This window comes from uncultured Mucilaginibacter sp. (genome assembly GCF_913773635.1).
Classification (GTDB): Bacteria; Bacteroidota; Bacteroidia; order Sphingobacteriales; family Sphingobacteriaceae; genus Mucilaginibacter.
In genome coordinates, this window is the sequence record NZ_CAJYGQ010000008.1 from 144,526 (window position 1) to 169,678 (window position 25,153).

A 25,153-nucleotide genomic window follows, 5' to 3' on the forward strand; every position below is an offset into this window, starting at 1 on the left:
GCTTTTTTTATAGTTTTAGTTACTTATTTATTTTAAAATCATTTCCCGCTGCGGTATTGAATCAGGCAATAAACCCGATTTCAAAATAATCCTTTGTCCGCGGTCGCTCTTTATAAATGCAGCAAATCCTGCTGCTAATCCCATCTTCCCGGTGCTGTTAAGTATATACAGACCACGAATAAGCGGATATTGTTTTAGAGCTAATGTAGTTTGGTTAGGTTTAAAGTACTCTGTCGGCGATTTGTCATTACTTTCATCTTTAACGCCAACTATTTTCACCTTGCTTACCGCATCCGCATAATCCTTATCAGGGTCGTCAAGCCAGCTAAAGCCAACTATGCCTATTGAGTTCGGATGCTCGCTTACATACTTTATTACATCTTTATTTGATTGTAAAGCATAAATGTTCTTCTCTTTTAACTCTTTGTTACCCGAAAAGTCTTTCAAATATCTTACCAAACTCGAATTTGGGTTATCAAACACAATATTCTTATCGGTCATTGTTTTACCGTTAAGCATATCTTTAATTTGCTTTACAGATATAGTTGTATCGGCAGATTGTTGATTGACTATCAACGCAATAGCATCAACAGCAAACCTGTGCACATCCGGTGGTAAACCACGGCGCTCAAGTATCCCTAACTCAGATGGATTTAGCTCACGTGACAAAATGGCAACCCGTATGCTATCTTCCAAAAAGAGCTTTAGCGCTTCATTCTCTGATTTATATACAAACTCAGGCTTGGCCTCGGTAAACAACGCTTTGAATACGTAAGCTTCCTGATCCAATATAGGCTTAAACGATTCATCAGCCAGAAATAGTGCCTTACCTTTAACAAAAGTATCGTCACCTTTAACTTGTGAAGCCTGTTGTTGACGGCACATACCGAAAACAATGATGACAAGAATGCTGCAAATAATAATTTTTATGCTGTTGCTCATCTGCGGTTGTCTGTTCTTACAATGCGGATAAAACGCAGTACGCCGTATACAATAAAAAGTCCACCAAAGGTGTACCGTTGCGTTTGCGATAAATTAAGAGGAAGCTTGTCCCAGAACATAATCATCAAGCCGAGGATGATGACTACGATGAATAAGGCTGCGCCTAAAATAAACAAAAACCGCCTTTGGGGCGATTTTTGTTCATCGTTATTTGAATTTAACATGAATAATCTTATTGATCTTGCAAAGTAAATACAATTGGAACGGTGTACTGTACACGTACTGCACGGCCGTTTTGTTTACCTGGTGACCATTTTGGAGAATTCTTTAATACACGGATAGCTTCTTCTTCTAAACCTGAGCCTAATGTACGGCCAATTGGTTTGATGTCGGTTAAGCTACCGTCGCGTTCTACTACGAAGGTTACGTTTACACGACCTTGTACACCGTTTTCAGATGCCACGGCAGGATAACGCAAAGCTTTGTTAAGGTACTTACCAAAGCCGGCCATACCACCCGGAAAGTCAGGTAACTGCTCTACTGAGGTAAAAATCTCATTTGGGTTTGACTCTGTTACTGCAGCGCTCACTGGTGCGTTACCTACCGGCTCGTCAATACGAACTGTTTGCGTAGGGTCACCTTTGATGTCTTTCTGTCCAGGGTCGGCCACTTTAAGATCTTCCTGGCTTGGTGGATCTTTCTCGCGTACCTGCTCATCTGGTTTAACAACCGGGGGCGGGAATTTCACCTGGTCAACCTTTGGCTTTTGAGGCTCAGGGCTTGGCGGCGGCGGCGGAGGTGGCTCTGCTTCGTTCAATGGTGGTGGCGGCGTAAGCACCACTTCTTCAATTTTAACCTTCTCTTTTGGCTTAGGTATAAAACCTTTGATTTTGTTAATGATGGTTGGCAGTGATACTGCAAACGCAAACAAACTTATCGTAATAAACAACGCAATCATAGTGCTGCGCGGGTTGGTTTTACGTAGTTCGTATGCACCGTAAGATTTGTTACGGTCAGCAAAAACAACATCAAGCCATTCAGGTTTCAGTATGTCTAATTTTGATCCTAAAATAGCCATGACATTAGTTTTTCAAATTCAACACAAGTGCTGATGATTAATAAATTTTATCTCTTTTAAGCAAGTCTATTTCAACTGGTGTGATATCAACAATTGCGTATAGCTTGTTGTTTGTGATGTTAAGCTCATCAATAACGTCAATCATGTTTTTATAAACAGATTTATCACTTGGCTTAATAATAACAAACATTTCCTTACCGGTAGATTGCTTAATTCTCTGACCTTGCTCTACAAGTACTTTACGGAAACCTTCTTTACCGTAACCATCAACGGTTGGCGGGGTAAGTGATTCTCCAGGTACGCCAATAAACCATTCCAGTTTATTGTTGCTGCCTAATAACACGGTAAGCGTTCTTGAGGCCGCAATTGGCTCCTGTACATCAGGCTTCTGATCATCTTTATCAGGCATGGCTAAATCCATTGCCTTTGCTTTTGACAGGGTAGTGGTAAGCATAAAGAAGGTTACCAGTAAGAAAGCTAAATCCACCATCGCGGTTAAGTCAACGCGGGTTGATTGTTTTTTACTTCTTACCTTACCACCTTTTTTCTTACCCCCACCGGAGGTATCTAATTCTGCCATGTTATTCTTTTCCTCTTAATGATGTAATTAAACTGAATTTGTTTACTTCCTGCTTTTGCAGAATGGCAATAATTTTTTGGATAGTCGGATACTCTTCCTGGCTGTCACCTTTGATGGTAACACGAAGCTCTTTACCCGAAATATTTTTGGTTACTACGCGGGCTTCATAAATCCAGTTGAACAATTCGTTGCTAACTGAATCGGTTGGGATACCTGGAGCTTTAAACTCTTTCATTTGGTCGCCATCAAAACTCAGGTATTGTTTAACCTGTGCAATAGGCACACCAATGTTTGGCATAACCGAAAACTTGTTTACCTCTGAAGGCGTAAAGCTGATTTTATATCTGTCGCCCATACGCAGCAACAATTGCTTACGTACTTCAAAACCTTCAACACCAAAAAACACTTTGCCTTTACCGCCAATAGTTAGCGTGGCAATATCACTTTCCGGAAGAAGTGTTTGTGCTGTAGAAGCAGGAGTATCAACCGGAACCGGATCCTCCACCTTAGGTTTTGCCGTTAATATAAAGAAGGTAAGCAAAAGGAACGCAACGTCACACATGGCCGTCATGTCAATTGCTGTACTCTTTCTTGGAATTTTTACTCTTGGCATTTCTGTTTGTCTCTTAAATAAATACTATAACCGGTTAATTATTCAAACCTGCCCGCCGCTGTAAATGCGGGCGGCGGGCAAGAATGTTATATCAAAACCAAATTTTAGTATCTTGCTTTGTTCTTGTGTGAAGCAGCAAATGTTTGTACGATGCTGAAACCAGTCTCGTCAATAGCGTAAGTTAATTTATCAATTTTAGACGTAAATACGTTGTAAGAGATAATTGATAACGCTGAAGTTAAGATACCCAATGCAGTGTTAATTAACGCCTCAGAAATGTGAGATGATAATTCAGCCTGGTTAGGAGCACCTGAAGTTGCCAGTGCGCGGAATGCACCAATCATACCTACCACTGTACCCAATAAGCCAATAAGTGTACCTACTGATACTAAGGTTGCAATGATAGTTAAGTTTTGCTCTAACATAGGCATCTCTAAAGCAGTAGCTTCTTCAATGTCTTTTTGAATAGCTAAAGTTTTTTGATCTACGTCAAGGTTTTCTTCAGCTTCCATTTCACGGTATTTTTTTAACCCTGATTTGATAACGTTTGCTACCGAACCTTTTTGCTTGTCACACTCAGCGCTGGCAGCATCAATGTTACCTTGGTTTAAGAAAGCGTTGATTTTTCTAACGAATGCATCAACGTTACCAGTACCGGCAGCTTTATTGATAACTACAAAACGCTCAATTGAAAATACTGCCATCATCAGGAAGCAGGTCATTAACACAGGAACGATTGGACCACCTTTGTGGATAGTACCAAAGTAATCGGTTGGCTCTCCGTGTTCAACATCACCACCTTTGTAATGGCTTGGATCACCCAAAACGAATATAAACAGTAACACTGCTATAACGAAACAAATAGGAATAACTAAAGACGCAAAAGTACTTGAGGTACCTGAGCTTTCTTTTTTAACAGGAGTAGTTGGTTTTGATGGTGCGGTTGCCATTACTTAAAAATTTAGTTTTAGTTTTTGTTTATAATATTTAGTTAATTAAATATACGCTGTTGTGCGAATAACAAATTTATAATTTAAATCAGATAAAACTATTCAATTTGAAATTCTTCATAATTATTTAACGTTTGTATTTACAAGCTTATAATACGTTTGAAGTTTATTTATAACGTAATTAAGGCCATATATTATGTTTCAACAAACAATTTTTTGCAATGAAAGCCATTTTTTTTAAAACTATCAAGGCTACGGTACTAAAAAAGTGTAACTAAACTGATATAGATGCAGTTTAAGCCATTTTTTTTAAACTTAAGGCGCACAATATACGGTTTGCGCATGCCTACCCTATCCAAAAACGTTAAAAACTGTATTTTTTTAAAAACTTTTCATAAAAAACCGCAACTAAGCTTTTTAATTTTCAAAAAAACGTCTTGGATATTGAAATTTAAACAAACGCTGTGTTAAATTCAACCTCCCGCCTTTTTAGCTTTATAGCCATCATCGGTAAGTTGTAACAGAATTTTATCTCTGAAATCGCCCTGAATTAAAATTTCATAATCCTTTACCGAACCTCCAACACCACATTTGGTTTTAAGTTTTTTTCCTAAAGCTTCCAAATCTGCCTCGGAACCGGCAAAACCGGTAACGCGTGTAACCAATTTGCCCCCGCCTTTACGGTCGAGGTATATTTTAAGGTTTTGTTGATTGGGGGCAGGCGTGCTTACATCGCCGTTGTCATCATTGTGGTACTCAAATTCAGGATTGGTTGAGTACATAATACCATCATTTCGGCGCTGGTTTTTTTTAGACATAACCTCAATATTTATTTAAACGCGGTGGTAATTTGTACCAACAATAACGTTTAGTGAACGCGGAACAATATGCACCTCGGCGGTTACACCTGCTGTTTGCGGCTCGCCGTCAACATGTACGGCACCAGGGTTTCCGCGTTTTATACTAATGTTTTTACCACGTATAATTTCAACGTATTTTGATTTATCGGCTGTTTTGGTAAACATACGCATTCCCATTTCCGGAAACCGGTATAAAGGGAATGGCTTTATAACGCAAACGTCCAGCAAACCATCCTGCACCGAAGCCCTTGGCGATACGTGTGCATTATTACCATATTGCGACGAGTTAGCAAAACTCAGCATGAAAGCTTCACGGTTGTAATCTGCGCCGTCTATCTGCAGTTGATAGCTTTCTGACCGGTAGTTAAGTATTTCCTTTACTGCCGATTTGAAGTAAGTAATGAAACCTCTTGCCTTTTGTTGTGCAAATACCTGGCTTATGTGCGCATCAAAACCCATACCAGCCATATTAAAAAACCATTGCCCATTTAGCTGGCCGGCATCTATGCTTTCAACCTTATTACTATTAATGTTGCGGATAGCCTGACCGGTATCCATAGGTATACCTAAAAACCTGGAAAGACCATTACCCGAACCGAAAGGCAACACACCTAAAGCTGCGTTTGTACCAACCACGGCCGATGCTACTTCGTTAACGGTACCATCCCCTCCTACTGCTATAATAGATTGGTAGGTGCTTACAGCATCTTTAGCCAGCCAGTGGGCATGGCCTGCTTCTTCAGTAAATACAATGGTGTAGTCGATAGCCGAACCGTCGATATGTTGTTGTATAAGCCCCGGAACATGGTTCTTGGCCTTGCCCCCGGCAATAGGATTTATAACAAATAAGACTTTCCTTTTCAACGAGCTATCTTTTTCGCAGCCAAAAGTAAGCCTATTTTCGGCTTTTGTAAAATTGTTTTACTTTTGCTACCCGAAAGTGGACTGATTTGATTATACTACCTGATGGTAGTAAGGATTGCAACCACGTAAAAAAGTGCTAAACCCATTCTTTTCCCTTTTTTACCAATCCAGGTTCAATACGCTTACTTTCTGTTAACTTACGTTTATTATTGACTGATTTTTTATGCCTTATTTATTCACTTCAGAGTCCGTTTCAGAAGGACACCCGGATAAAGTAGCCGACCAGATATCGGACGCACTGATTGATAATTTTTTAGCATTTGACGCTGAATCGAAAGTTGCCTGTGAAACCTTAGTTACAACAGGACAGGTAATTTTAGCGGGTGAGGTAAAATCAACTGCATACCTCGACGTGCAAAAAATTGCACGCGATGTAATTAACCGTATTGGCTACACTAAAGGCGAGTACATGTTTGATGGTAACTCATGCGGTGTACTTTCGGCCATTCATGAGCAATCTCCTGATATTAATCAGGGTGTTGACAAGCAAGACCGCGAGCAGCAAGGTGCCGGCGACCAGGGTATGATGTTTGGTTACGCAACCGTTGAAACCGAAAACTACATGCCTTTAGCGTTAGATATAGCTCACGCTTTATTAATTGAGCTTGCAGCTGTACGCAGAGAAGGTACCGACATCAAATATTTACGCCCTGATGCAAAATCACAGGTAACACTAGAGTATGATGATAACAACCAGCCTCAGCGTATTGATGCTATTGTAATATCAACCCAGCACGATGATTTTGCTGATGATGAAGCCATGCTGGCAAAAATTCGTGAGGACATAATAAACATCCTTATACCACGTGTGAAAGCGCGTTATCCTAAATATGCTCACTTCTTTAACGATGATATCAATTACCATATTAACCCAACCGGTAAATTTGTTATTGGCGGCCCACATGGTGATACCGGCTTAACAGGCCGTAAAATTATTGTTGATACTTACGGTGGTAAAGGTGCACATGGTGGTGGCGCATTTTCAGGTAAAGACCCTTCAAAAGTTGACCGTTCGGCTGCTTATGCAACCCGTCATATTGCTAAAAATCTGGTAGCTGCCGGTATTTGCAATGAGGTGTTGGTTCAGGTATCATATGCTATTGGCGTAGCCGAGCCTATGGGTATTTACGTAAATACTTACGGCACAGCAAAGGTAGGCCTGTCTGACGGCGAAATTGCTAAAAAGGTTGAGGGCATCTTTGATATGCGTCCATACGCAATTGAAACCCGCTTCAAACTGCGTAACCCAATTTATAGCGAAACCGCGGCTTACGGGCATTTTGGTAAACCAAGTGAAACTGTCACTAAAACCTTTGTAAGCCCTGAGGGCCGGCAGGTAACCAAAGAAGTTGAGCTATTTACCTGGGAAAAGCTTGATTATGTAGATAAAGTAAAACAAGCATTCAGCTTATAAAACTTTATTACAACTATATTTTAAGCGGCCTGGTAATTACCGGGCCGCTCTTTTTTTGCCTGTGTTTTTATATCTTAGGGCAATGCCATATTCAGCTGCTCCCTCACGCCTGCTTTTTATATTGTCGTTTGCGGCAGTATACATTATTTGGGGGTCTACTTATCTGGCGGTAAGATTTGCACTAACAGGCTTTCCACCCTTTATTTTAGTGGCCATGCGCTACCTGGTAGCCGGACTGCTCATGCTTGCGTTTTGCATTCTTAAACGCGAGCGTTTCCTATCATTACCAGTATTTGGCCTGCAAGCGTTAAGCGGTATACTTATGCTGGTTGGCGGCACCGGCATGGTAGCCTGGGCCGAACAGTACATAACATCGGGGCAGGTTGCCGTTTTAATAGCAGCGCAGCCTTTATGGTTTTTACTTTTAGATAAAGCAAATTGGCAAAAGTACTTTTCAGATAAATTTATTATTTCAGGCCTCTTGATAGGCTTTATAGGCATTGTACTCTTCATTAACCTGGGCGAGCACGAAGCCAAAGAATCATCCATGAAGCTGATTGCTATGATTGGTGTGCAAATTGGAGCTATGCTATGGGTTGTTGGCTCGCTGGTAACAAAAAAGCATAAAGGCAGCAGTTCGGTAATTATGAACAGTAGTATACAACTTGTTGCTGCAAGTTTATTCAGTGCATTAATTGCATTTTGTGCAGGCGAATTTCGAGCTTTTGAAATAACCACTATCCCGTTAAATGCATGGCTTGGCATGGTATTTTTAATAACTTTCGGTTCGCTCATTGCTTATGTTGCCTACATTTGGCTACTAGGGCATGTTGCACCGGCACTCATTAGCACCTACACCTATGTTAACCCTGTAGTTGCGGTTATATTAGGCTGGCTTATGGCCGACGAAAAATTGCACAGCGGACAACTTTTAGGCCTTGCAGTAATTTTAATTGGCATTTTATTGGTAAACGTAACCGGTTACAAACAGGCGCTATCAAAAAAGCAGGCGGCGTAGTATTTCACTATTACATTTATATTAGTACATGCAAAACCTTCAAGACAATCCCTGGAAAATAATATCTAAAAATGAAGTTTACGACAACCCCTGGATTAGGCTTACTCACTACAATGTAATCACACCCACAGGTACCAATGGCATTTATGGCAAAGTGCATTTCAAGAACCGTGCTATTGGTGTTCTACCGTTAGATGAAGACATGAACACTTACCTTGTAGGTCAGTTTCGTTTTACTATAAATCAGTATAGCTGGGAAATGCCCGAAGGGGGCGGTCCTCTTGATGAAGAACCGCTGGATGCGGCCAAACGCGAACTATTGGAAGAGACAGGACTGAAGGCAAATAAATGGACCGAACTGGTACGCATGCATCTTTCAAACTCTGTAAGTGATGAATATAGCATTTGTTACCTGGCTCATAATCTTGAACAATTTGAAGCCGAGCCCGAAGAAACAGAACAGCTTATTGTTAAAAAGGTACCCTTTGCAGAGGTTTATGAAATGGTTTGTGATGGTACAATTACCGACTCCATGACAGTGGCAGCCGTACTCAGGGCGCAACTTTTAATTTTGGAAGGCAAACTGGGATCTTAACTGTTTCAGTAAGCCGGTCATAAGGTAATATTCAGCCTATCAAAATCTTGACTCCTGATTCTTGGCTCTTGCCTCTTAATTATTACCTTTGAGGTTCTGTTATGCGAAAACTTTTAGGCTATATATTTTCGGCACTGCATTACGTAGCTTTCGGGTTTATATTACTTGTATTTCAACCCATACAATGGATGTGCTACAACTGGGGTGGCTATGGTCCGCACAAGCGCTCTGTTGATATTTTAAACGGATTTTTAACATCAACCTACTATTTGCTTTTTAACCGGGTAACATTTACCAACAAGCAAAATTTACCTGTTGGCCGCCCTATTATTTTTATAGCCAATCATCAAAGCATGTATGATATACCGCCGCTTATTTACAATTTGCGCGCTTATCATGCCAAATTTATTTCCAAAATTGAGCTTACAAAAGGTATCCTTTCTATATCGTATAACCTAAAGGTGGGCGGCGGTGCCAATATTGACCGTAACGACAGGCGGCAATCAATTACCGAGTTAAGTAATTTAGGCTTGCGCATGAAAGAACGCAATTGGTCGACCGTGATTTTCCCTGAAGGTACCCGATCAAAAGACGGGCATGTAAAACCTTTTCAATCGGCCGGCATTGCAACCATATTGAAAAAATGCCCTAATGCGCTGTTAGTTCCTATTGCTATCAATAACGCGTGGAAAATGGTGCAGTGGGGGATTTATCCTTTAAGTACGTTTGAACATTTAACATTTGAAGTGCTTGCACCTATTGAACCCAATGGTCGCCCGGCTGATGAACTGGTTAACGAAGTTGAAGAAGCGATTAAACTCAGAGTACAGAATACGTAGTCAAGAATACAGACTACCTTATAGAACATACACTCAGAGCATTTTCTTTTAGAATCTAAGGTACATACTGACATGCATCTTGATTCCTGACTCTATCCTCTTGACTTTCTTTTAAATATTCTTTTCCTCTACCATTTTAAAGAAATCATCGCGGTAGGTATCACCTATGGGTATTATTTTGTCACCTATAAAAATGCGGCTTCTTTCAATGCTGTCAATTTTATTTAGTGCTACAATATATGACCGGTGTACACGAATAAAATGCCGCTCGGGCAATGCATCTTCAACCTTTTTCATATTTTGAAGCGTAATAATGCGCTCCGTAGGCGTAAAAATTGAGATGTAATCCTTCAAACCCTCAATGAAAAGAATACTGTTGAGATAAACCTTTTGAATTTTATGCTCGGTTTTTACAAAAATAAAATCGTTTGATATATCTGACTGGGCTTGGTGCTGCACTTCCTCCTTTTCAGCTGGCTTGGCGCTGCTTGGAAACAGTGTTGCCTGTACTTTTTGAGCAGCCCTGAAGAACCTGTCGAACGCAATGGGTTTTAATAAATAATCAACCGCATCAAGCTCATAACCTTGTAAAGCATACTCCGGGTAGGCTGTAGTTAAAATAATTTTAGCTTTACCGTTGGCTATGCGCATAAATTGGATGCCGGTAAGCTCGGGCATTTGCACATCTAAAAAAACAAGATCGATGCTGCCATCCTGCACTAAAGTAAGTGCTTCAATGGCACTGGTGGTAGCTTTAACTAATTGCAAAAACGGAATCTTTGCAATGTAGTCTTCCACCACATTTAAAGCCAAAGGCTCATCATCAACTACCAAACATCGTATCATGGTTATAAAACTAATGATAATTCACAAGTATAAGTATCGTTAGTATCGCTAATATTTAAGTGATACTGGCCCGGGTATAACAGCTTTAACCGGCGCTTTACATTTACCAGGCCTATTCCTCCGGCTGCATCACGATTAAGTAAATGCTTTTTGTTATGCATGTAAAAATGAAGACTGCCCTCATCAACAGATATCTTTAACAAAATTGGCGAAGCAGGATCATTGGCTACACCATGCTTAAAGGCATTTTCAATGAATGATATAAGCAGCAACGGTACAATTTGCTGTTTGCTAATAATACCGTCAATATCAAAGTTAACATAACATTTTTCACCAAACCGTATTTTTTGCAGATCAATATAATTTTGCAAATACTGTACTTCTTTAGCTAAATCAACCTTGTTGTCATTACACTCGTACAGCATGTACCGCATAATTTCCGAAAGTTTAAGAATAGCATCGGGCGTATTGTCAGCACGCTGATAGGCAAGCGAATAAATACTGTTTAATGAGTTGAATAAAAAATGGGGATTGATTTGCGACTTTAGCAAAGCCAGTTCGGCAGTAAGGCGTTGGTTTTCCAAATCGCGTTGTATACGCTCGTTTAAAAACCAATCGACCGTAAAATGCAGCAATAAGCTTAAAAGTATAAATATAATGCTGGTGAATAAGGCGCTGGTATAGTATGATGCAAAGTTGATGGTTTTTCCGTTGCGCCCGGTAAGGATGTATTCATGAAATATCCATCCTACCCCGTACTTAAAAAAGCCTACAATAACTACCGCCAGCAGCACATAGAGCACATATTTACCATAGTTCTTTTTATCAAGAAACTTAGGGATGAAGGCGAGATAATTGAGATAAAACAACCCAATGTTTATTGCTCCATACCCAACAAAAGTTACCAGCAAATTAACCGTTGCTATTTTGGAGTTATTGTGTGCAATAAACATGAAAAACGAGATCATGCTTATCCAAAAAAAGAAATGCCAGAATATTTGCCAGCTTTTTTTCATTGCTCCTAATATAGGTTTAAAGCTGTAAATGCCATATCAAATTATATACACCATGTTATTTTGCCGATGAACCGGCTTTTAAAATCGATGAACCGATTTGTCGGGTAAAATTCCGGTTCATCTATAAATGAGGGCAGTTGGTCTAATTAAGTTTAACACATCAATTTTTTGAATTTACTTTGTTTCATCAAATCAGTCACAATGAAAAAGCTATCAAACATCAACCCTTTTATATTACTATTAGTACCAGTAGTATTTGCATTAATACTTGGCGTTAGCTATCAATTTGAACAAGCTAAAGCATTAACCCAAGGTAGTGAAGTTGCCACAGTTGAGCATACTACATCTTTATTTTCAAAAGGTGTACACTTTGTAAAAGCTGTTTGTGCCATTTCACAGCAAAAAACATGGTAATAAAAACCGAAAACCTAAACTTTTACTTTGGCAACCAGCCGGTAATAAAATCACTGGCGCTACAGGTACCTGAGGGAAGCATATTTGGCTTTTTAGGGCCAAACGGTGCAGGTAAAACAACCACTATAAAATTGCTGCTTAATCTGTTAAAATTACAGGAGGGCAGCATTTCTATTTTTGGGCGCGAGCTGCTGGGCAACCGCCTAGAAATACTCAGGCAAATTGGGTCGCTTATTGAGCAACCTGCCATTTACACGCATCTTACCGGTAGAGAAAATTTAATCAACCGTGCACGTTTGCTTGAAGTTCCGGTTAACCGGGCCGATGACATGCTTAAGCTTGTAGGTTTAAATGATGCTGGCCTGAAAAAAGCAGGTAATTACTCTTTAGGGATGAAGCAGCGCCTGGGCATAGGCCTGGCTTTACTGGCAAACCCCAAACTACTTATACTTGACGAGCCTACTAACGGCCTCGACCCAAATGGCATCATTGAGGTGCGCGAACTGCTTATTAAGCTTGCCAAAGAAGAAGGAAAAACAGTATTTGTAAGCAGCCATATGCTGGCCGAGGTTGAGCGCATGGCAACCCATGTGGGTATTATAAACGGCGGCGAACTGGTATTTCAGGGAAGTATTCAGGACTTGGAAAGTATTAGCCAACCAATGGTACAGGTTGAGACAGATAACACTGCCGATGCCGCCAATTATTTAAAGCGCAACGGATATGAGATTGGTCACGTAACTCATAGCTTTATTACGCTGCCTTTTACCTCTAAAGATGACACAGCTACTATAAACGCTGCGCTGCATAATAACGGCCACCGTGTTTACAGCATTGGCAAGGTGCAAAAAGACCTGGAACAATTGTTTTTAAACATTACCCAAAAAAGCTCAACCTAAGCCATGAAAGGATTTTTATTATCACTGCAATCTGAATTTTATAAAAGCCGTAAAACGCTTGGCTTTTGGGGTGCCATATTGTTACCTACGCTTATTATGTTTTCTATGAGTGTAGGCTTCTATTTTAATGCTCACAAGCTGGTTAATCATACACCCGAAATGTTATGGGGCCAGTTTGCCGGTATTCCCTTGGCTATAATGGGGTCATTGCTGTTGCCCATGTATATTATATTTGTTGCGTACTCTGTTAACGTAATTGAACATAAATCAGATACCTGGAAAACACTGTTCACTTTGCCTATCCCTAAGTGGTCAATTTACACAGCAAAATACTTATTTGCGGTAATTTTGATTCTTATTACCCTCACCCTGTTTTTTGTATTAACAATAGCCTTTGGCACCTTGTTAGGGAACATTCAACCCAAACTTAAATTTGGTGGCTTCCATATTGAAACACATCTATTCCAGGTTTATGCAAAATTATTTTTTGCATCGCAAGGAATAATTGCACTGCAATTTTTGATGAGCCTGCTTTGGAAAGATTTTCTTAAACCCATGGGAATTGGTTTTGTAGGCACTATTGCAGGCGTTATACTAACGGGGCCGGCACGCTGGGAGTATGCTTACCTGTTCCCTTATGCTCAGCCATTGCTATCTGTAATGGGCGTTGGCAACAAAAAAATACGCCCTACCGAAACGCCGGTATTTTTCACCAATGAAGTGTTAATTAGCATGGCTATAGCCGTAGTAATATTCATTACAGGCTATTTTATATTACAGCGCCGTAGCATAAAGTAATCACTCAACCCTATCATACATTAAAGACCAAAGGCCCTGTACGGACCTTTGGTCTTTTTAACAATTGCTAAACCGCTACTGTCAAAAAATTTTTCAAGAGATACACAAAAATACGCTACTCAACAAAGCCTTATTTATTTCACCGGCTTCGGATAAACCGCCTGGCTTTCATGCCCTTCGGCATCCACAGCCTGCACAGCAAAAAAGTAATTATCTTTTGAGTAATCAGACGTGTATTCATTCCCCGTTACGAAGGTTTTTTTCTCCCAGTAAGGGCTTATGGTTTCACGCATCAATATGTAATATCCGGCCGGCTTCTTACCTTTCGGCTCTTCCCATTTAAGGGTGGTTTTATTTGTTAAACCGCTGGTACTAACGCCTACATTTTGCGGTTGTGCCGGTGCCGAAGCCAAATTAGCCAATACAGATAAATTCATACGTGCTACTTTCTGGATGTATGAATAATCGGCAAAATCAGGTAAGTCGCCATAGTCAATACCTTTTTCTTTACGAATATCCTGATGCTGGCGTGTAAAATCTTCATTCATTTCAGTAAAGCGCACTGCCGTAAACCCGCTTTGCAAAAAAGGAGTTTGATCACCTCCACGCAAAAACCTATCGCGGCGATAAACCATTTTAACATCTAAATGGCTTACATAGCGTTCAGCAACTTCTTTTACGTAGCGGGCTAATTGCCTCGAAGGGCTATCATTTTCGCCGCCATTGCCAATTAAGGCATTAAGCGCCTTCGAATCTTTTGCGGCTACTGATGGTACACCCTCACTGAATACACGCACGTTGGTATTATTCTTTATGCCGTTTTCCATACCCAGGGTATTACCAACAATGTCGTTGTTTAAAACCGCATCAATATTCCATTTTTCGGCAGTTGCCCGCTTAGCTACGTTGGTTGACCCATTTAAACCCTGTTCTTCACCCACTACAGCCATAAAAATTATTGTTGCCGGAAATGAACGTTTTGACATTACTCTTGCCAGTTCCATTGACACTGCCGTACCCGAAGCATCATCTACCGCGCCCGGTGCAACAGATGCCGAATCCATTACGTTATTAACTCGCGAATCATAATGCCCGGTCACTATGTACACACGCGTATCATTAGGATTAGTACCTTTTAGGGTAGCAAGTACATTTTTTAAAACAGTAGGTTTGCCAATACGGCCTCCGGCGGGTTGCGTAAATGTATCAAACTCAACTTTCATTCTTCCATCTGCTGCTACTGCATAACGTTCATATTCGGCTTTAATCCAATTACGGGCGGCTCCTATACCGGTGGTTTTGCTTGTGGTGTCACTTAAAGTATGGCGGGTTTTAAAGCTTACCAGTTTACGCACAATCGCCTCAATGTTTTGGGCCGAAACTTCATTGTTCATTTGCTTTATAACGGCATCCTGTTTAATAGTTGTTTGAGCCACAACAGGCCCGGCAAATAGCAAGGGAAGTAGAAATTTATATTTCATACGGAGTTTGAGTTAAGTACACCAATATACTGTACATACTTGGCAACACCACCTACCGAACAACATTTTTACCAACTCTACATGGTATTTAGCAATTAGAAGTTATTTAAATAAAAGTTTAACCAATAGATGTTTAATCAAATTAAACAACTTAGCTCTAAGGCAAACTAAATTTTAAAAAATCTTGTTAAATCACAAATTAACCAAAAGTTAACATTTGTTCACTTGTATGCAAAAGCTGCGTTTATTTACGATTGCTGCTATGCTTATATGCCTGACAGCTTGTGAAAAAGGGCCCGAAGCTGAAATTCAGGATACGGTGTCACAGCAGGAAATTGAAGGTCCTGGAATAGCAACTCCCGGAAACCCTGAAGGCGTTGACGAGCCGGATAGTGCTATAATTGCCGATGAGCCAGTAGATCCGCTTGATTTTACTATTCCTAAGGTTTGCCTTGACAAGGTTATAGCGGGTGAGGATACGTCGGACGTTGAAACTAACGGTGTATTTGTACGCGGAAACAAATGGCCGGTTGGGGCCACACTTAAGGTTTACTTTATTAACGGTAGTTCCTATTTACGCGGCAAGGTAATGGAGTATGCCCGTTACTGGTCGAGACATGCTAATATCAGATTTGTTAAAACTAATAATAAAGCGCAATCTGACATAAGGGTTGGATTTAAAATTAACGGAGATAAGGGTTCGTGGTCCTACATTGGTAGTTATGCCAACCAATTAAAAGGCAAGCAAACCATGAATTACGGTTGGTTTAACCGGCAAACTGAAGAACGTGAGCTAAGGCGTACCATTGTACACGAGTTCGGCCATGCCATTGGTTTAGGTCATGAACAATCAAACCCCGACGCCGATATTAACTGGAATAAACCGGCTGTTTATGAGTACTACATGGGGCCACCTAACAACTGGACCCGCGAACAGGTTAACAGCAACGTATTTTTTAAATACCGTAAAAAAGACGTACGCAATACAACGTGGGATAAGGAATCAATTATGCAGTACCCGATTGACGCCGCCTTTACCCGCGATGGACTGGAAATTGGCTTTAACCGAAACTTGTCGGATAAAGACAAAGCCTTTATTGCCAAAATTTATCCGGCAGGCAACAACTAATCAAAAAGAGGAGCAAAAGCTCCTCTTTTTGATTAACACGTAATGCTGTTAACGGCTTAAATATGCAACTAATAGCGCCAGTATTGCCGGCAGACCTTGCTTCAGTAAAATTGACTTTGATGCTGTATAAGCTCCGTAAACTGCTGCTACGATTACACATGACAGAAAGAATACTGCAACGTTAAAAGCCCATTGTTCATCTGCTATTAATAACGACCATATTAAACCGGCCGCTAAAAAACCGTTATACAAGCCCTGGTTTGCCGCAAGCACTTTAGTTTGTTCAAATAAATTCGATGGTAAAGAGGTAAAAGTTGCTTTACCTTTGGTTGTCCAGGCAAACATCTCTATCCATAAAATATAGAGGTGCTCAATTGCTACCAAACCAATCAAAATTGCTGAAAATAATTTCATGTAGTTAACGTCTTAGTTATTATTCTACACCTTCTAAAATATCTCCTGCCTGCTTAAAGTTGCTTCGCACAAAGTGGCACCAGCTACATTCGGGTTTACCGCAGCCGGTGGCAAAATCATGAGCCATAATTTTTTGGTAGGTATCGGTAAGTTGCCTTGTAACGGTAGCTTCATCACCCGGAATAATTACAATTTTTTCTTTATGATACTCCCCTTCATTTATGGGCTCAATAAAATCAAATGTAGTTCCGGTAACTTCCCAATCTTTGTTGCGGTCGGCATCTATAAGCATTTTATAAAATACTGCCTGGCGCCAGTAATCGCCTCCATTAGGATTATCAGTATTTGGACGAATAAATTTTTCTTTAGCGTACTTGAGCTTGCCCGTTTTGTAATCAACAATTGTTGCTTGCTTACCGTTAAATTCAATTTTATCAAGGTGCCCTTTTACCGGAACCCCATTTATAACAACGTTACGTACAGGTAACTCCACCTTTGCAATTTTATTCCAAGTTGGTAAATTTTGCTCGTAATAAGCGGGCAGTATTTTATCACCATAATCCATACGCAGTTTAAAATCTTCTTTGGTAAATGAATCACGGCTGCGCATCATAAACCAGCGAAATTCTCGCATAAAATCATCAGTGGTTGCAAACGCCTTGTCTTCGCTTTTGGCCATTCTGTCAAACACCTTGTAAAGCGCAAAGTGCACCGCCGAACCAAATGCCATAGCCGGACTTTTGCCTGCGGGCACCCGTATTAAGTTTTGGAAATAAAATTTAAGCGGACAATCTAAATAAGCATTTAAATGCGTAACCGACAGTACGTAGTTTTGTAGTAACTGATCAATGTAGCTTTTATCAAGCAGCTGCACTACCGGCTTATCAGCTTCGGTAAACTGGGTTGAAAGGTAACTCATCAAAGCATCGGGGTGCACCTGCGGATATTGAACGCGTATATGAGTAGCAGCCACTATTTCGCCTACAAACTGAGACGCTTCCTGATCTTTATCATTACGGTCTTTAACGGTGTATGATATATTAAGACACTGCTTTGCGCGGGTTATTGCCACATAGAATAACCGGCGTGATTCCTCCTGCTGGGCATTGTCATCAACAGCGCTTTGCATAAGCGTATCAGGAAAGCTAAAGCCACTGTTGCGCCCTTTGGCATCCCAAACCCGTTTATTACAACCTATTAAAAACACATGCTCATACTCCAATCCTTTAGAACCATGTGCAGTTACAAAATTCACACCATTATCGGCATGTATTACCTGGTTTAATTCCAGCCGTATGCCGTTACGTTTCATGAGGTCAATAGTTAATATGACATCCTTAAGCTTACCCTCGGGGTTTTTGCGGGCTTCATCGCGCACAAAATTAAACAAGCTGTTAAGTACCTCCATATGCCAACCTTTATCGGGCTGCTGCATAACGTACCTTAAAATACCTAATGACGTAATTACGTGCTGAAACAGTACCTGAACAGTAAAACTCATAGATACCTTAAGCAGTTCCTCAATATTGCCAATCAACTGGCGTAGCGGCTCTTTGTTGTCAACTTCAAAAAGGTTACCCTGGCGCGGTCCCTGCATTTCGGTAAGGTAGCGGCGTATGGACGTTTTTTGATCATCGGCCAGCACTTTATAGTTGGCCTGGGCTACAGCAATACTTGCCTTGGCAATTTCTATAGGCTTAATGTCAAAGAAATCATAGTGCATTATCTCAAACAGCATTTCATCGCCACTGTACGGTGAATCAATTTCCATAGCCAGGTACTGGAGTATGTTAATGATTTTTTCACCAAACGGCAAAGTAAATATGTCGATTTTACGACGTGTGTTTACAGCAATCTTTTTTGCATCCAGATAATGTATAAGCTGTTCAACCTGATTATGGTTGCGGTATATTACAGCTATCTCGTTGGCCTCAACCCCTGCATGTATCAAATCCTCAATTTGATATGCTACATCAACCAGTTCATGATCGGGGTTAGCATATTCGCTTATAACCGGTTCCACTGTTTGAGTGACAAAGCGTGCGTTGGCCGCCTGCAGGTTTTTGTCGAGCCTTAACTGGCTGGTTAACCGTTCATTGTTGTTACCGATAAGCGCCCTTGATATATCAAGAATAGTTTGATTTGAGCGGTAATTTTGCTTAAGCACAACGGTATACAGGGTATCTACATAATCTCCGGCAAAATCAAGGATGTTTTTCATGTTGGCACCCTGAAAGCGGTATATAGACTGGTCATCATCGCCCACCACAAAAACGTTGGGCGTATCCCAGTAGCTTAACATAAATTTCAACAATTCATTTTGCGAACCGCTGGTGTCCTGAAACTCATCAACCAAAATATACTGGTAACGCTCCTGGTAACGGCGCAGCAAATCTTCGTTATTGGCAAAAGCCCGCAGCACCCACATAATCATGTCATCGTAATCATAGCGCTTGGCTATGTCTAACCGGTTTTCATAATTATCAAATTCATTAACGGCACTTAACAGCTTCTCCATCTTGTCTTTGGCAGCCGTAATTTCTTTCTCTTTAATATCGCCTACCTTAATGCCTTTAGCAGCGTTAGCACGCTTATAGGTAAACTCCTCACGGTTTGGCAAATCGTCAATGTATTCCTTTACGGCTTGCTCAATAAATGAAGCCGTCCAGTTTTCGCGCTTCATGGTACTGAACAAGCTTTTTAAACGCGACGTTTCAAAATATATATCCCCGGTAAACCGCTTTAACGGATGATCTTTGCCAAACCCGTCTATAAGATCGCGAAACAGCATGGCCGAGTCTAAATCGGTTAAGGGTTCAAGCCCCAGCCTGCCAAAATATTCCAGATTTTCCTGTATCACATCATTACAAAAGGCATGAAATGTATAAATATTTATGCGGTATGCATCGGGGCCAATAAATTCAAACAAACGCTTGCGCATGGCCACTGCACCCGCATCAGTATAAGTTAAGCAAAGTATTTCGTTGGGTTGGGCATCGGTATCTGATAGTATTTTACCAATACGTGCAGCCAGTATTTGCGTTTTACCTGTACCTGGCCCGGCAACTACCAGTACCGGACCATCAAGTTTGTTAACGGCTGATAATTGCTCTTGATTGAGGCGCGCTAATATTTTTTGAAAATTCTGGTTATATCTATCTGCGGAAGGCTGTATCATCTTAAGAGTAAAGATAAGCAATTTTTGCAGCGGCAGCCATCAAACCACCCATCCGGCTCAGCAGCCACAGGCATGCCTTGCGCTTATTATAATTTTTATAAAAGTGATTATATGCCCGAACATTCAGGCTTTAAAAGCATTGATTACTATAGTTTAATACTATTTTTATAACATTACAGCATGTATTGGTACGAGGACGAGGTTAAACGCCTTGAAAAGGACAGACTTAAGCTGCACTATGAACCCGAAACCCTGTTTTACGGTAGTTCGACCATACGGCTATGGAACAGTTTATACCAAGATTTTGCACATTTAAAACCTGTTAATCTTGGTTTTGGCGGTTCAACCCTGGCAGCTTGTGTTTGGTTTTTTGATAGGATAATGATGGCTTACCAACCTAAACAATTGGTTGTGTATGCCGGCGACAACGATCTGGGAGACGGACGGCACCCCGAGGAGGTTTTTATTTTTTTTAAGCAAATAGTGGTTATGGCGGCCGAGCGCTTTGGCAACATACCGTGTTATTATGTATCATTAAAGCCCAGCCCGGCGAGGTGGCAAATTGCCGAGAGCTTTAAATACGCTAACAACCTTATTGAAAATGAAATTGTGAAGCAACAAAACAACTGGCGCTTCATTAATATATTTAAACCGATGCTTGACGTTGGCGGCAGACCACGTCATGAGCTTTATGCTGATGACAACCTGCACTTAAGCCAGCAGGGGTATGAGGTGTGGAAGCATGTAATTGGAAGCAGTCTTTAGTCAAGTGCTAACATGCTGTTTACGCGGAGGTAATATTAAATAGGGACATTTCTATCACATTTTAATTGAAGCTCGAAATATAAATGGAAAGAGCATATCATAAATGGTATAGTCCTGCGCTGCAGCGCGACATGGAATTGCTTGTTTTCGGGCATGCAGGCCGTGCCGTTGTTTTCTTTCCAACACGTATGGCACGCTTTTACGATTATGAGAACTGGGGTATTATAGGTTCATTATTTGAAAAGATTGAAGCGGGGCAGCTGCAGCTTTTTTGCGTTGACAGTGTTGATGCCGAAAGCTTTTATAACAAAAGCATTAGTCCTGCTTTACGTATACAACGGCACCTGCAATATGAATCGTACATTATCAATGAGGTTATCCCTTTTATAAAAGTTTGCAACGCTGACGGATGTATCGAGGCTGCTGGCTGTAGCATGGGGGCCTATCATGCACTCAATATTGCGTTCAGGCACTCAACTATTTTTAAAAAGGTAGTATCAATGAGCGGCCGCTATGATTTAACAGTACAACTGCCCGATTATAATGATTTGTTTGACGGCTATCATGACGACGACATTTACTTTAACATGCCGCAGCAATACATTGCCAATCTTACTGACAGCTACCTGCTGAATAACCTGAGCCTCATGGACATTACCTTAGTTATAGGTAATGATGACCCGTTTTGCCAAGGTAACCAGCAATTTAATCAACTACTATGGTCCAAAAACATTCCGCACCAGTTTTTTATTTGGGAAGGTAATGCTCATAAGCCAAAGTATTGGCGCGAAATGGTTAAGCTATACCTATAGGGAGTTGTAGCCAAAAAGTACTCCCCTGACCAAATGCACTTTCAACCCATATTTTTCCTTTGTGCCGGGCAACAATTTCATGTGAAATGTAAAGCCCGATACCCAAGCCGGATATATGAGGATTAAGTTCTTCTACCCTGAAAAACCTTGAAAATATCTGCGAAAATTTCTCCTCGGGTATACCAATGCCAAAATCACGAATACCGATAGTAACCTTATCATCTTCAAAATCCATACTCACTTCTACCTTATTGGCACCATGCGAGTATTTAATTGCATTGGTTAATAAATTAATGAGTACCTGCTCGATCCTGTGTGGATCGCCGTGGATGTTTACTTTTTTTATTGCCGATTTTAAAATTACTTGATGAGTTGTATGCGACAGCTGAATGAGCTCAATTACATCATCAAGCAAAGCACCTATATCGAAAACCTGGTTTACAAACTGTAGCTTACCTGCCTCTATTTTTGAAACATCGAGCAAATCAGAAACTAATGCGTTTAGTTTTTTAACCTGCTGTATGGTTTTGGCAACAAACTTACGGCTGCCTACATTTTTCTCGGTTCTATCTAATATTTGCAAATAACCGTTAATACTTGTTAACGGTGTTTTTAGCTCATGGCTTGCCAAACCAATAAATTCATCCTTCTTCTCATTCAGAAACTTTATCTCCTCATATAAACAAGCATTATCAATTCCAATGGCGGCCTGCGCAGCAATTGGAATTACAATATCCTCGTGCTCGGCAGTGAATTTACCCTCTTCCGCATGTTCGAAAAACAAAATACCAATTACGTCACCTAATCTTGAAACAACCGGCACAGCAAGACAGCTAAGTAAAGAAGTATTATTATTTGAGCTTAAACCATCAAAAAGATGTGAATGTAATACAGAAGTATTCTGTTTAATATTCGCCACTCTTAAAACCTGAGGATTTGAAAAAAGCGGGCTGGTTAAAATTTGTTCGTTGCTGTATTGTTGTTTTGGGTTGTTATATGCGTAGGCGCAAACAAGGTCAAAGTGACCATTTGAATTAGCTTTTTTATAAAAGAAGGTACCGGATTGTGCCCCTGTAAGGTCGGCGGTGGCATCTATTACCTTTTGTAGTATCTTGTTTAAATCAAGCTCCTCAGATATTTGCTTTATTACCTGATTTATAAGCTCTAACCTACGTGCATATTCGGCCATCGCATCTTCAGCCTGCTTTTGCGTGCTTATGTCACGTGCAATTTTTGACGCCCCTATAATATTGCCAGATTCATCTTTTATGGGCGAAACAGATAATGATATAGGGATTTCCTTTCCATGCTTGGTAACCCTGATAGTTTCGAAATGCTCAACACGGTTTCCTTGCGCAATTTGCCCAATGATGTACTCCTCTTCAGATAAGCGCGACATGGGTATGAGCATTGAAATATGCTTTCCAATAGCTTCGGTCTGCGTATAACCGAACATCCGCTCGGCAGCTTTATTCCAACTGGTAATAATACCCTGCAAGGTTTTGCTTAAAATGGTATCGTCTGAGGAATCAACAATGGCAGCTAAGCGAGCCTGCTTACTAATGTTTACTTCTTCGTGGGTAATATCAATCAGCGTGACAATAATGCTTTCAAGAATTTTATTTTCTTCAAACTGAGGTACGCAGTACGATTTCATTTTTACGTGGCTACCATCGGGCCTTTCCATAATGATAACCTGTTCAACGATTTGACCTTGTTCGGCTGCTCGCGCCATTGGGCTCAAACCTGCGGGAAGCGGCTCATTATGATGATTATAAAACTTACAGCTGGGGCACCATTGATCTTTATCCTTAATGGGTGCCAAACCCCACAAGGCTTTTGCGGCGTTGTTGAATGCAGTAATGTACCCTAATGCATTGCATATATAAATAGCTACAGGTATGCTTTCGAGCATATTGTTGTAGTTTATACTATTACTGGTAAATCCTGATACCGGCGATGGTACCCGATTACCTGAAGAATTATCGATCATTATGCAGGCTAATCTTATACTCCTTTAAGGAATAAAAGATACGAAATTAAACAAACTAGTTGTATTATCAACCTGAGTTAAGCATTTATGTTTTACCGGTTTGCAATTAATTTAAGCATTCTCTTTGACTTTATTTTTGTTGTAAAACTCAAATGAAAATAACCGGCTTAAACAAACAAAGGCGCGGTGATGTCACCGCGCCTTTGTTTGTCTTTATATTAAATTCAGATTAGTATCTGTAGTACTCAGGTTTAAACGGACCTTCAACAGTTACACCAATATATTCGGCCTGATGCTGATCAAGTTCTTCCAGCTCTACGCCAATTTTGGCCAAGTGCAGGCGGGCAACTTTCTCATCAAGATGTTTAGGAAGTGTATAAACTTTGTTTTCATACGCGCCGCCGTTGGTCCAAAGCTCCAACTGAGCTAAGGTTTGGTTGGTGAACGAGTTTGACATTACAAAGCTTGGGTGACCTGTGGCACAACCCAGGTTAACTAAACGACCTTCGGCCAAAACAATAACGTCTTTACCGTCAATAGTATATTTATCAACCTGTGGTTTAATTTCAACTTTGGTGTTGCCATAAGTACCGTTTAACCAGGCCATATCAATCTCATTATCAAAGTGACCGATGTTACAAACGATAGCTTTATCTTTTAAAGCACGGAAGTGTTGCTCGCGTACAATATCACAGTTACCTGTTGCAGTTACAACAATATCAGCCTCAGCAATAGCAGTTGAAAGCTTTTTAACTTCAAAACCTTCCATTGCAGCTTGTAACGCACAGATAGGATCAATTTCGGTTACAATAACGCGTACCCCTGCATTGCGTAACGAATCGGCAGAACCTTTACCTACGTCGCCGTAGCCACAAACAACAGCTACTTTACCAGCCATCATTACATCGGTAGCACGACGGATAGCGTCAACCAATGACTCGCGACAACCGTACTTATTGTCAAATTTTGACTTGGTCACTGAATCATTAATGTTAATTGCCGGAATTGGCAACGTACCATTTTTAACGCGCTCGTATAAACGGTGAACACCAGTAGTAGTTTCTTCTGATAATCCTTTAATAGCACTAACCAGCTCAGGATACTGATCTAACACCATATTGGTTAAATCACCACCGTCATCTAAAATCATATTCAGAGGATTACGCTCTTCACCAAAGAATAACGTTTGCTCAATACACCAGTTAAATTCTTCTTCAGTTAAACCTTTCCACGCATAAACTGAAACACCAGCCGCAGCAATAGCAGCAGCTGCATGATCTTGTGTTGAAAATATATTACATGATGACCAGGTAACTTCAGCACCTAATTCAACCAATGTTTCAATTAACACAGCAGTTTGTATAGTCATGTGCAAACAGCCTGCTATACGTGCACCGGCCAATGGCTTTGAAGCGCCAAATTCAGCACGTAATGCCATCAAACCAGGCATTTCGGCCTCAGCCAGTTCTATTTCTTTGCGGCCCCAATCGGCCAGCGACATATCTTTTACTTTGTATTTAACGTAAGTGGTCTCTACTGATGACATACTTTTTAATTTTGAAATGCAAAAGTATGCAATAACAAGGTGTTAAACA

Annotated in this window: 25 protein-coding genes; 10 read left to right on the forward strand and 15 right to left on the reverse strand. The window is 40.6% G+C overall.

Annotated elements, in window-relative coordinates:
• Positions 1-27: 27 nt before the first annotated feature.
• The 8 genes from QZ407_RS10260 to QZ407_RS10295 form a co-directional block, all read right to left on the reverse strand.
• A complete protein-coding gene (locus QZ407_RS10260; protein WP_295770539.1) occupies positions 28-942 on the reverse strand; it encodes a substrate-binding domain-containing protein in 915 nt (304 codons plus the stop codon).
• A complete protein-coding gene (locus tag QZ407_RS10265; protein ID WP_295770541.1) occupies positions 939-1,166 on the reverse strand; it encodes a hypothetical protein in 228 nt (75 codons plus the stop codon). The genes QZ407_RS10260 and QZ407_RS10265 overlap by 4 nt, the downstream gene beginning before the upstream one ends.
• 8 nt (positions 1,167-1,174) lie before the next feature.
• Positions 1,175-2,020, reverse strand: a complete 846-nt coding sequence (locus tag QZ407_RS10270) for an energy transducer TonB (protein ID WP_157542767.1) — start codon at positions 2,018-2,020, stop codon at positions 1,175-1,177.
• Between the two features lie 37 nt (positions 2,021-2,057).
• A complete protein-coding gene (locus QZ407_RS10275) occupies positions 2,058-2,600 on the reverse strand; it encodes a biopolymer transporter ExbD (protein ID WP_295770544.1) in 543 nt (180 codons plus the stop codon).
• Between the two features lies 1 nt (position 2,601).
• Positions 2,602-3,213, reverse strand: a complete 612-nt coding sequence (locus QZ407_RS10280; RefSeq protein WP_295770547.1) for a biopolymer transporter ExbD — start codon at positions 3,211-3,213, stop codon at positions 2,602-2,604.
• A 104-nt stretch (positions 3,214-3,317) separates the two neighbouring features.
• Complete coding sequence (locus QZ407_RS10285) at positions 3,318-4,163, reverse strand: MotA/TolQ/ExbB proton channel family protein (RefSeq protein WP_157542770.1); 846 nt, start codon at positions 4,161-4,163, stop codon at positions 3,318-3,320.
• Between the two features lie 473 nt (positions 4,164-4,636).
• Positions 4,637-4,981, reverse strand: coding sequence for a translation initiation factor (locus tag QZ407_RS10290; protein WP_295770550.1), 345 nt, complete (start codon positions 4,979-4,981; stop codon positions 4,637-4,639).
• 15 nt (positions 4,982-4,996) lie between these two features.
• On the reverse strand, positions 4,997-5,887 hold the full coding sequence (locus QZ407_RS10295) for a diacylglycerol kinase family protein (protein ID WP_295770552.1): 891 nt from the start codon (positions 5,885-5,887) through the stop codon (positions 4,997-4,999).
• Between the two features lie 223 nt (positions 5,888-6,110).
• On the opposite strand from QZ407_RS10295, the gene metK reads away from it, so the two are divergent.
• The 4 genes from metK to QZ407_RS10315 all read left to right on the forward strand — a co-directional run bounded on the left by metK (position 6,111) and on the right by QZ407_RS10315 (position 9,813).
• Positions 6,111-7,361 (forward strand): methionine adenosyltransferase, encoded by a 1,251-nt coding sequence (metK, locus tag QZ407_RS10300; protein ID WP_295770554.1) that lies wholly within the window; start codon positions 6,111-6,113, stop codon positions 7,359-7,361.
• Positions 7,362-7,443: 82 nt separating this feature from the next.
• On the forward strand, positions 7,444-8,379 hold the full coding sequence (locus QZ407_RS10305) for an EamA family transporter (RefSeq protein ID WP_295770557.1): 936 nt from the start codon (positions 7,444-7,446) through the stop codon (positions 8,377-8,379).
• Between the two features lie 28 nt (positions 8,380-8,407).
• The gene (locus QZ407_RS10310) at positions 8,408-8,974 is read left to right on the forward strand and encodes an NUDIX hydrolase (RefSeq protein ID WP_295770560.1); all 567 of its coding nucleotides are present in this window, start codon (positions 8,408-8,410) and stop codon (positions 8,972-8,974) included.
• A 101-nt stretch (positions 8,975-9,075) separates the two neighbouring features.
• Complete coding sequence (locus tag QZ407_RS10315) at positions 9,076-9,813, forward strand: lysophospholipid acyltransferase family protein (protein ID WP_295770562.1); 738 nt, start codon at positions 9,076-9,078, stop codon at positions 9,811-9,813.
• A 111-nt stretch (positions 9,814-9,924) separates the two neighbouring features.
• Here QZ407_RS10315 and QZ407_RS10320 read toward each other — a convergent pair whose 3' ends face one another.
• A complete protein-coding gene (locus tag QZ407_RS10320; RefSeq protein WP_295770564.1) occupies positions 9,925-10,659 on the reverse strand; it encodes a LytTR family DNA-binding domain-containing protein in 735 nt (244 codons plus the stop codon).
• Between the two features lie 2 nt (positions 10,660-10,661).
• Positions 10,662-11,675: a sensor histidine kinase gene (locus QZ407_RS10325; protein WP_295770566.1), complete on the reverse strand. Its 1,014-nt coding sequence runs from the start codon at positions 11,673-11,675 to the stop codon at positions 10,662-10,664.
• Between the two features lie 201 nt (positions 11,676-11,876).
• Between QZ407_RS10325 and QZ407_RS10330 the strand changes: the two genes are divergently transcribed.
• Genes QZ407_RS10330 through QZ407_RS10340 form a run of 3 tightly spaced genes read left to right on the forward strand, consistent with a single transcriptional unit; the run spans position 11,877 to position 13,786 of the window.
• The gene (locus tag QZ407_RS10330; protein WP_295770568.1) at positions 11,877-12,089 is read left to right on the forward strand and encodes a hypothetical protein; all 213 of its coding nucleotides are present in this window, start codon (positions 11,877-11,879) and stop codon (positions 12,087-12,089) included.
• Positions 12,083-12,988 carry an ABC transporter ATP-binding protein gene (locus QZ407_RS10335; RefSeq protein WP_295770570.1) on the forward strand — a complete coding sequence of 302 codons (906 nt, stop codon included), beginning with the start codon at positions 12,083-12,085 and terminating at the stop codon, positions 12,986-12,988. The genes QZ407_RS10330 and QZ407_RS10335 overlap by 7 nt, the downstream gene beginning before the upstream one ends.
• Positions 12,989-12,991: 3 nt before the next feature.
• Positions 12,992-13,786, forward strand: a complete 795-nt coding sequence (locus tag QZ407_RS10340) for an ABC transporter permease (protein WP_295770573.1) — start codon at positions 12,992-12,994, stop codon at positions 13,784-13,786.
• 134 nt (positions 13,787-13,920) lie between these two features.
• Here the strand turns inward: QZ407_RS10340 and QZ407_RS10345 are convergent, their stop codons facing one another.
• Positions 13,921-15,267 carry a M20/M25/M40 family metallo-hydrolase gene (locus tag QZ407_RS10345; protein ID WP_295770575.1) on the reverse strand — a complete coding sequence of 449 codons (1,347 nt, stop codon included), beginning with the start codon at positions 15,265-15,267 and terminating at the stop codon, positions 13,921-13,923.
• Positions 15,268-15,496: 229 nt separating this feature from the next.
• Here QZ407_RS10345 and QZ407_RS10350 point away from each other — a divergent pair, with 229 nt between their 5' ends.
• Complete coding sequence (locus QZ407_RS10350; protein ID WP_295770578.1) at positions 15,497-16,396, forward strand: M12 family metallopeptidase; 900 nt, start codon at positions 15,497-15,499, stop codon at positions 16,394-16,396.
• A 48-nt stretch (positions 16,397-16,444) separates the two neighbouring features.
• On the opposite strand, the gene QZ407_RS10355 is transcribed toward QZ407_RS10350, so the two are convergent.
• On the reverse strand, positions 16,445-16,810 hold the full coding sequence (locus tag QZ407_RS10355) for a DUF1304 domain-containing protein (protein WP_295770580.1): 366 nt from the start codon (positions 16,808-16,810) through the stop codon (positions 16,445-16,447).
• Between the two features lie 19 nt (positions 16,811-16,829).
• Positions 16,830-19,988 carry an ATP-dependent DNA helicase gene (locus QZ407_RS10360; RefSeq protein ID WP_295770583.1) on the reverse strand — a complete coding sequence of 1,053 codons (3,159 nt, stop codon included), beginning with the start codon at positions 19,986-19,988 and terminating at the stop codon, positions 16,830-16,832.
• 180 nt (positions 19,989-20,168) lie between these two features.
• Between QZ407_RS10360 and QZ407_RS10365 the strand changes: the two genes are divergently transcribed.
• The gene (locus QZ407_RS10365; protein WP_295770585.1) at positions 20,169-20,753 is read left to right on the forward strand and encodes a GDSL-type esterase/lipase family protein; all 585 of its coding nucleotides are present in this window, start codon (positions 20,169-20,171) and stop codon (positions 20,751-20,753) included.
• Between the two features lie 83 nt (positions 20,754-20,836).
• The gene (locus QZ407_RS10370; RefSeq protein WP_295770587.1) at positions 20,837-21,565 is read left to right on the forward strand and encodes an alpha/beta hydrolase-fold protein; all 729 of its coding nucleotides are present in this window, start codon (positions 20,837-20,839) and stop codon (positions 21,563-21,565) included.
• Here QZ407_RS10370 and QZ407_RS10375 read toward each other — a convergent pair.
• Positions 21,549-23,558: a PAS domain S-box protein gene (locus tag QZ407_RS10375; protein ID WP_295770590.1), complete on the reverse strand. Its 2,010-nt coding sequence runs from the start codon at positions 23,556-23,558 to the stop codon at positions 21,549-21,551. The genes QZ407_RS10370 and QZ407_RS10375 overlap by 17 nt on opposite strands.
• Positions 23,559-23,787: 229 nt before the next feature.
• Positions 23,788-25,104, reverse strand: a complete 1,317-nt coding sequence (gene ahcY / locus QZ407_RS10380; RefSeq protein WP_157542789.1) for an adenosylhomocysteinase — start codon at positions 25,102-25,104, stop codon at positions 23,788-23,790.
• Positions 25,105-25,153: the final 49 nt, after the last annotated feature.

Bases quoted from the DNA above. Each gene is read 5' to 3' on its own strand.
- QZ407_RS10260 (WP_295770539.1), bottom strand. From the start codon at position 942: ATGAGCAACAGCATAAAAATTATTATTTGCAGCATTCTTGTCATCATT.
- QZ407_RS10265 (WP_295770541.1), bottom strand. From the start codon at position 1,166: ATGTTAAATTCAAATAACGATGAACAAAAATCGCCCCAAAGGCGGTTT.
- QZ407_RS10270 (WP_157542767.1), bottom strand. From the start codon at position 2,020: ATGGCTATTTTAGGATCAAAATTAGACATACTGAAACCTGAATGGCTT.
- QZ407_RS10275 (WP_295770544.1), bottom strand. From the start codon at position 2,600: ATGGCAGAATTAGATACCTCCGGTGGGGGTAAGAAAAAAGGTGGTAAG.
- QZ407_RS10280 (WP_295770547.1), bottom strand. From the start codon at position 3,213: ATGCCAAGAGTAAAAATTCCAAGAAAGAGTACAGCAATTGACATGACG.
- QZ407_RS10285 (WP_157542770.1), bottom strand. From the start codon at position 4,163: ATGGCAACCGCACCATCAAAACCAACTACTCCTGTTAAAAAAGAAAGC.
- QZ407_RS10290 (WP_295770550.1), bottom strand. From the start codon at position 4,981: ATGTCTAAAAAAAACCAGCGCCGAAATGATGGTATTATGTACTCAACC.
- metK (WP_295770554.1), top strand. From the start codon at position 6,111: ATGCCTTATTTATTCACTTCAGAGTCCGTTTCAGAAGGACACCCGGAT.
- QZ407_RS10305 (WP_295770557.1), top strand. From the start codon at position 7,444: ATGCCATATTCAGCTGCTCCCTCACGCCTGCTTTTTATATTGTCGTTT.
- QZ407_RS10310 (WP_295770560.1), top strand. From the start codon at position 8,408: ATGCAAAACCTTCAAGACAATCCCTGGAAAATAATATCTAAAAATGAA.
- QZ407_RS10315 (WP_295770562.1), top strand. From the start codon at position 9,076: ATGCGAAAACTTTTAGGCTATATATTTTCGGCACTGCATTACGTAGCT.
- QZ407_RS10320 (WP_295770564.1), bottom strand. From the start codon at position 10,659: ATGATACGATGTTTGGTAGTTGATGATGAGCCTTTGGCTTTAAATGTG.
- QZ407_RS10325 (WP_295770566.1), bottom strand. From the start codon at position 11,675: ATGAAAAAAAGCTGGCAAATATTCTGGCATTTCTTTTTTTGGATAAGC.
- QZ407_RS10330 (WP_295770568.1), top strand. From the start codon at position 11,877: ATGAAAAAGCTATCAAACATCAACCCTTTTATATTACTATTAGTACCA.
- QZ407_RS10335 (WP_295770570.1), top strand. From the start codon at position 12,083: ATGGTAATAAAAACCGAAAACCTAAACTTTTACTTTGGCAACCAGCCG.
- QZ407_RS10340 (WP_295770573.1), top strand. From the start codon at position 12,992: ATGAAAGGATTTTTATTATCACTGCAATCTGAATTTTATAAAAGCCGT.
- QZ407_RS10345 (WP_295770575.1), bottom strand. From the start codon at position 15,267: ATGAAATATAAATTTCTACTTCCCTTGCTATTTGCCGGGCCTGTTGTG.
- QZ407_RS10350 (WP_295770578.1), top strand. From the start codon at position 15,497: ATGCAAAAGCTGCGTTTATTTACGATTGCTGCTATGCTTATATGCCTG.
- QZ407_RS10355 (WP_295770580.1), bottom strand. From the start codon at position 16,810: ATGAAATTATTTTCAGCAATTTTGATTGGTTTGGTAGCAATTGAGCAC.
- QZ407_RS10360 (WP_295770583.1), bottom strand. From the start codon at position 19,988: ATGATACAGCCTTCCGCAGATAGATATAACCAGAATTTTCAAAAAATA.
- QZ407_RS10365 (WP_295770585.1), top strand. From the start codon at position 20,169: ATGTATTGGTACGAGGACGAGGTTAAACGCCTTGAAAAGGACAGACTT.
- QZ407_RS10370 (WP_295770587.1), top strand. From the start codon at position 20,837: ATGGAAAGAGCATATCATAAATGGTATAGTCCTGCGCTGCAGCGCGAC.
- QZ407_RS10375 (WP_295770590.1), bottom strand. From the start codon at position 23,558: ATGATCGATAATTCTTCAGGTAATCGGGTACCATCGCCGGTATCAGGA.
- ahcY (WP_157542789.1), bottom strand. From the start codon at position 25,104: ATGTCATCAGTAGAGACCACTTACGTTAAATACAAAGTAAAAGATATG.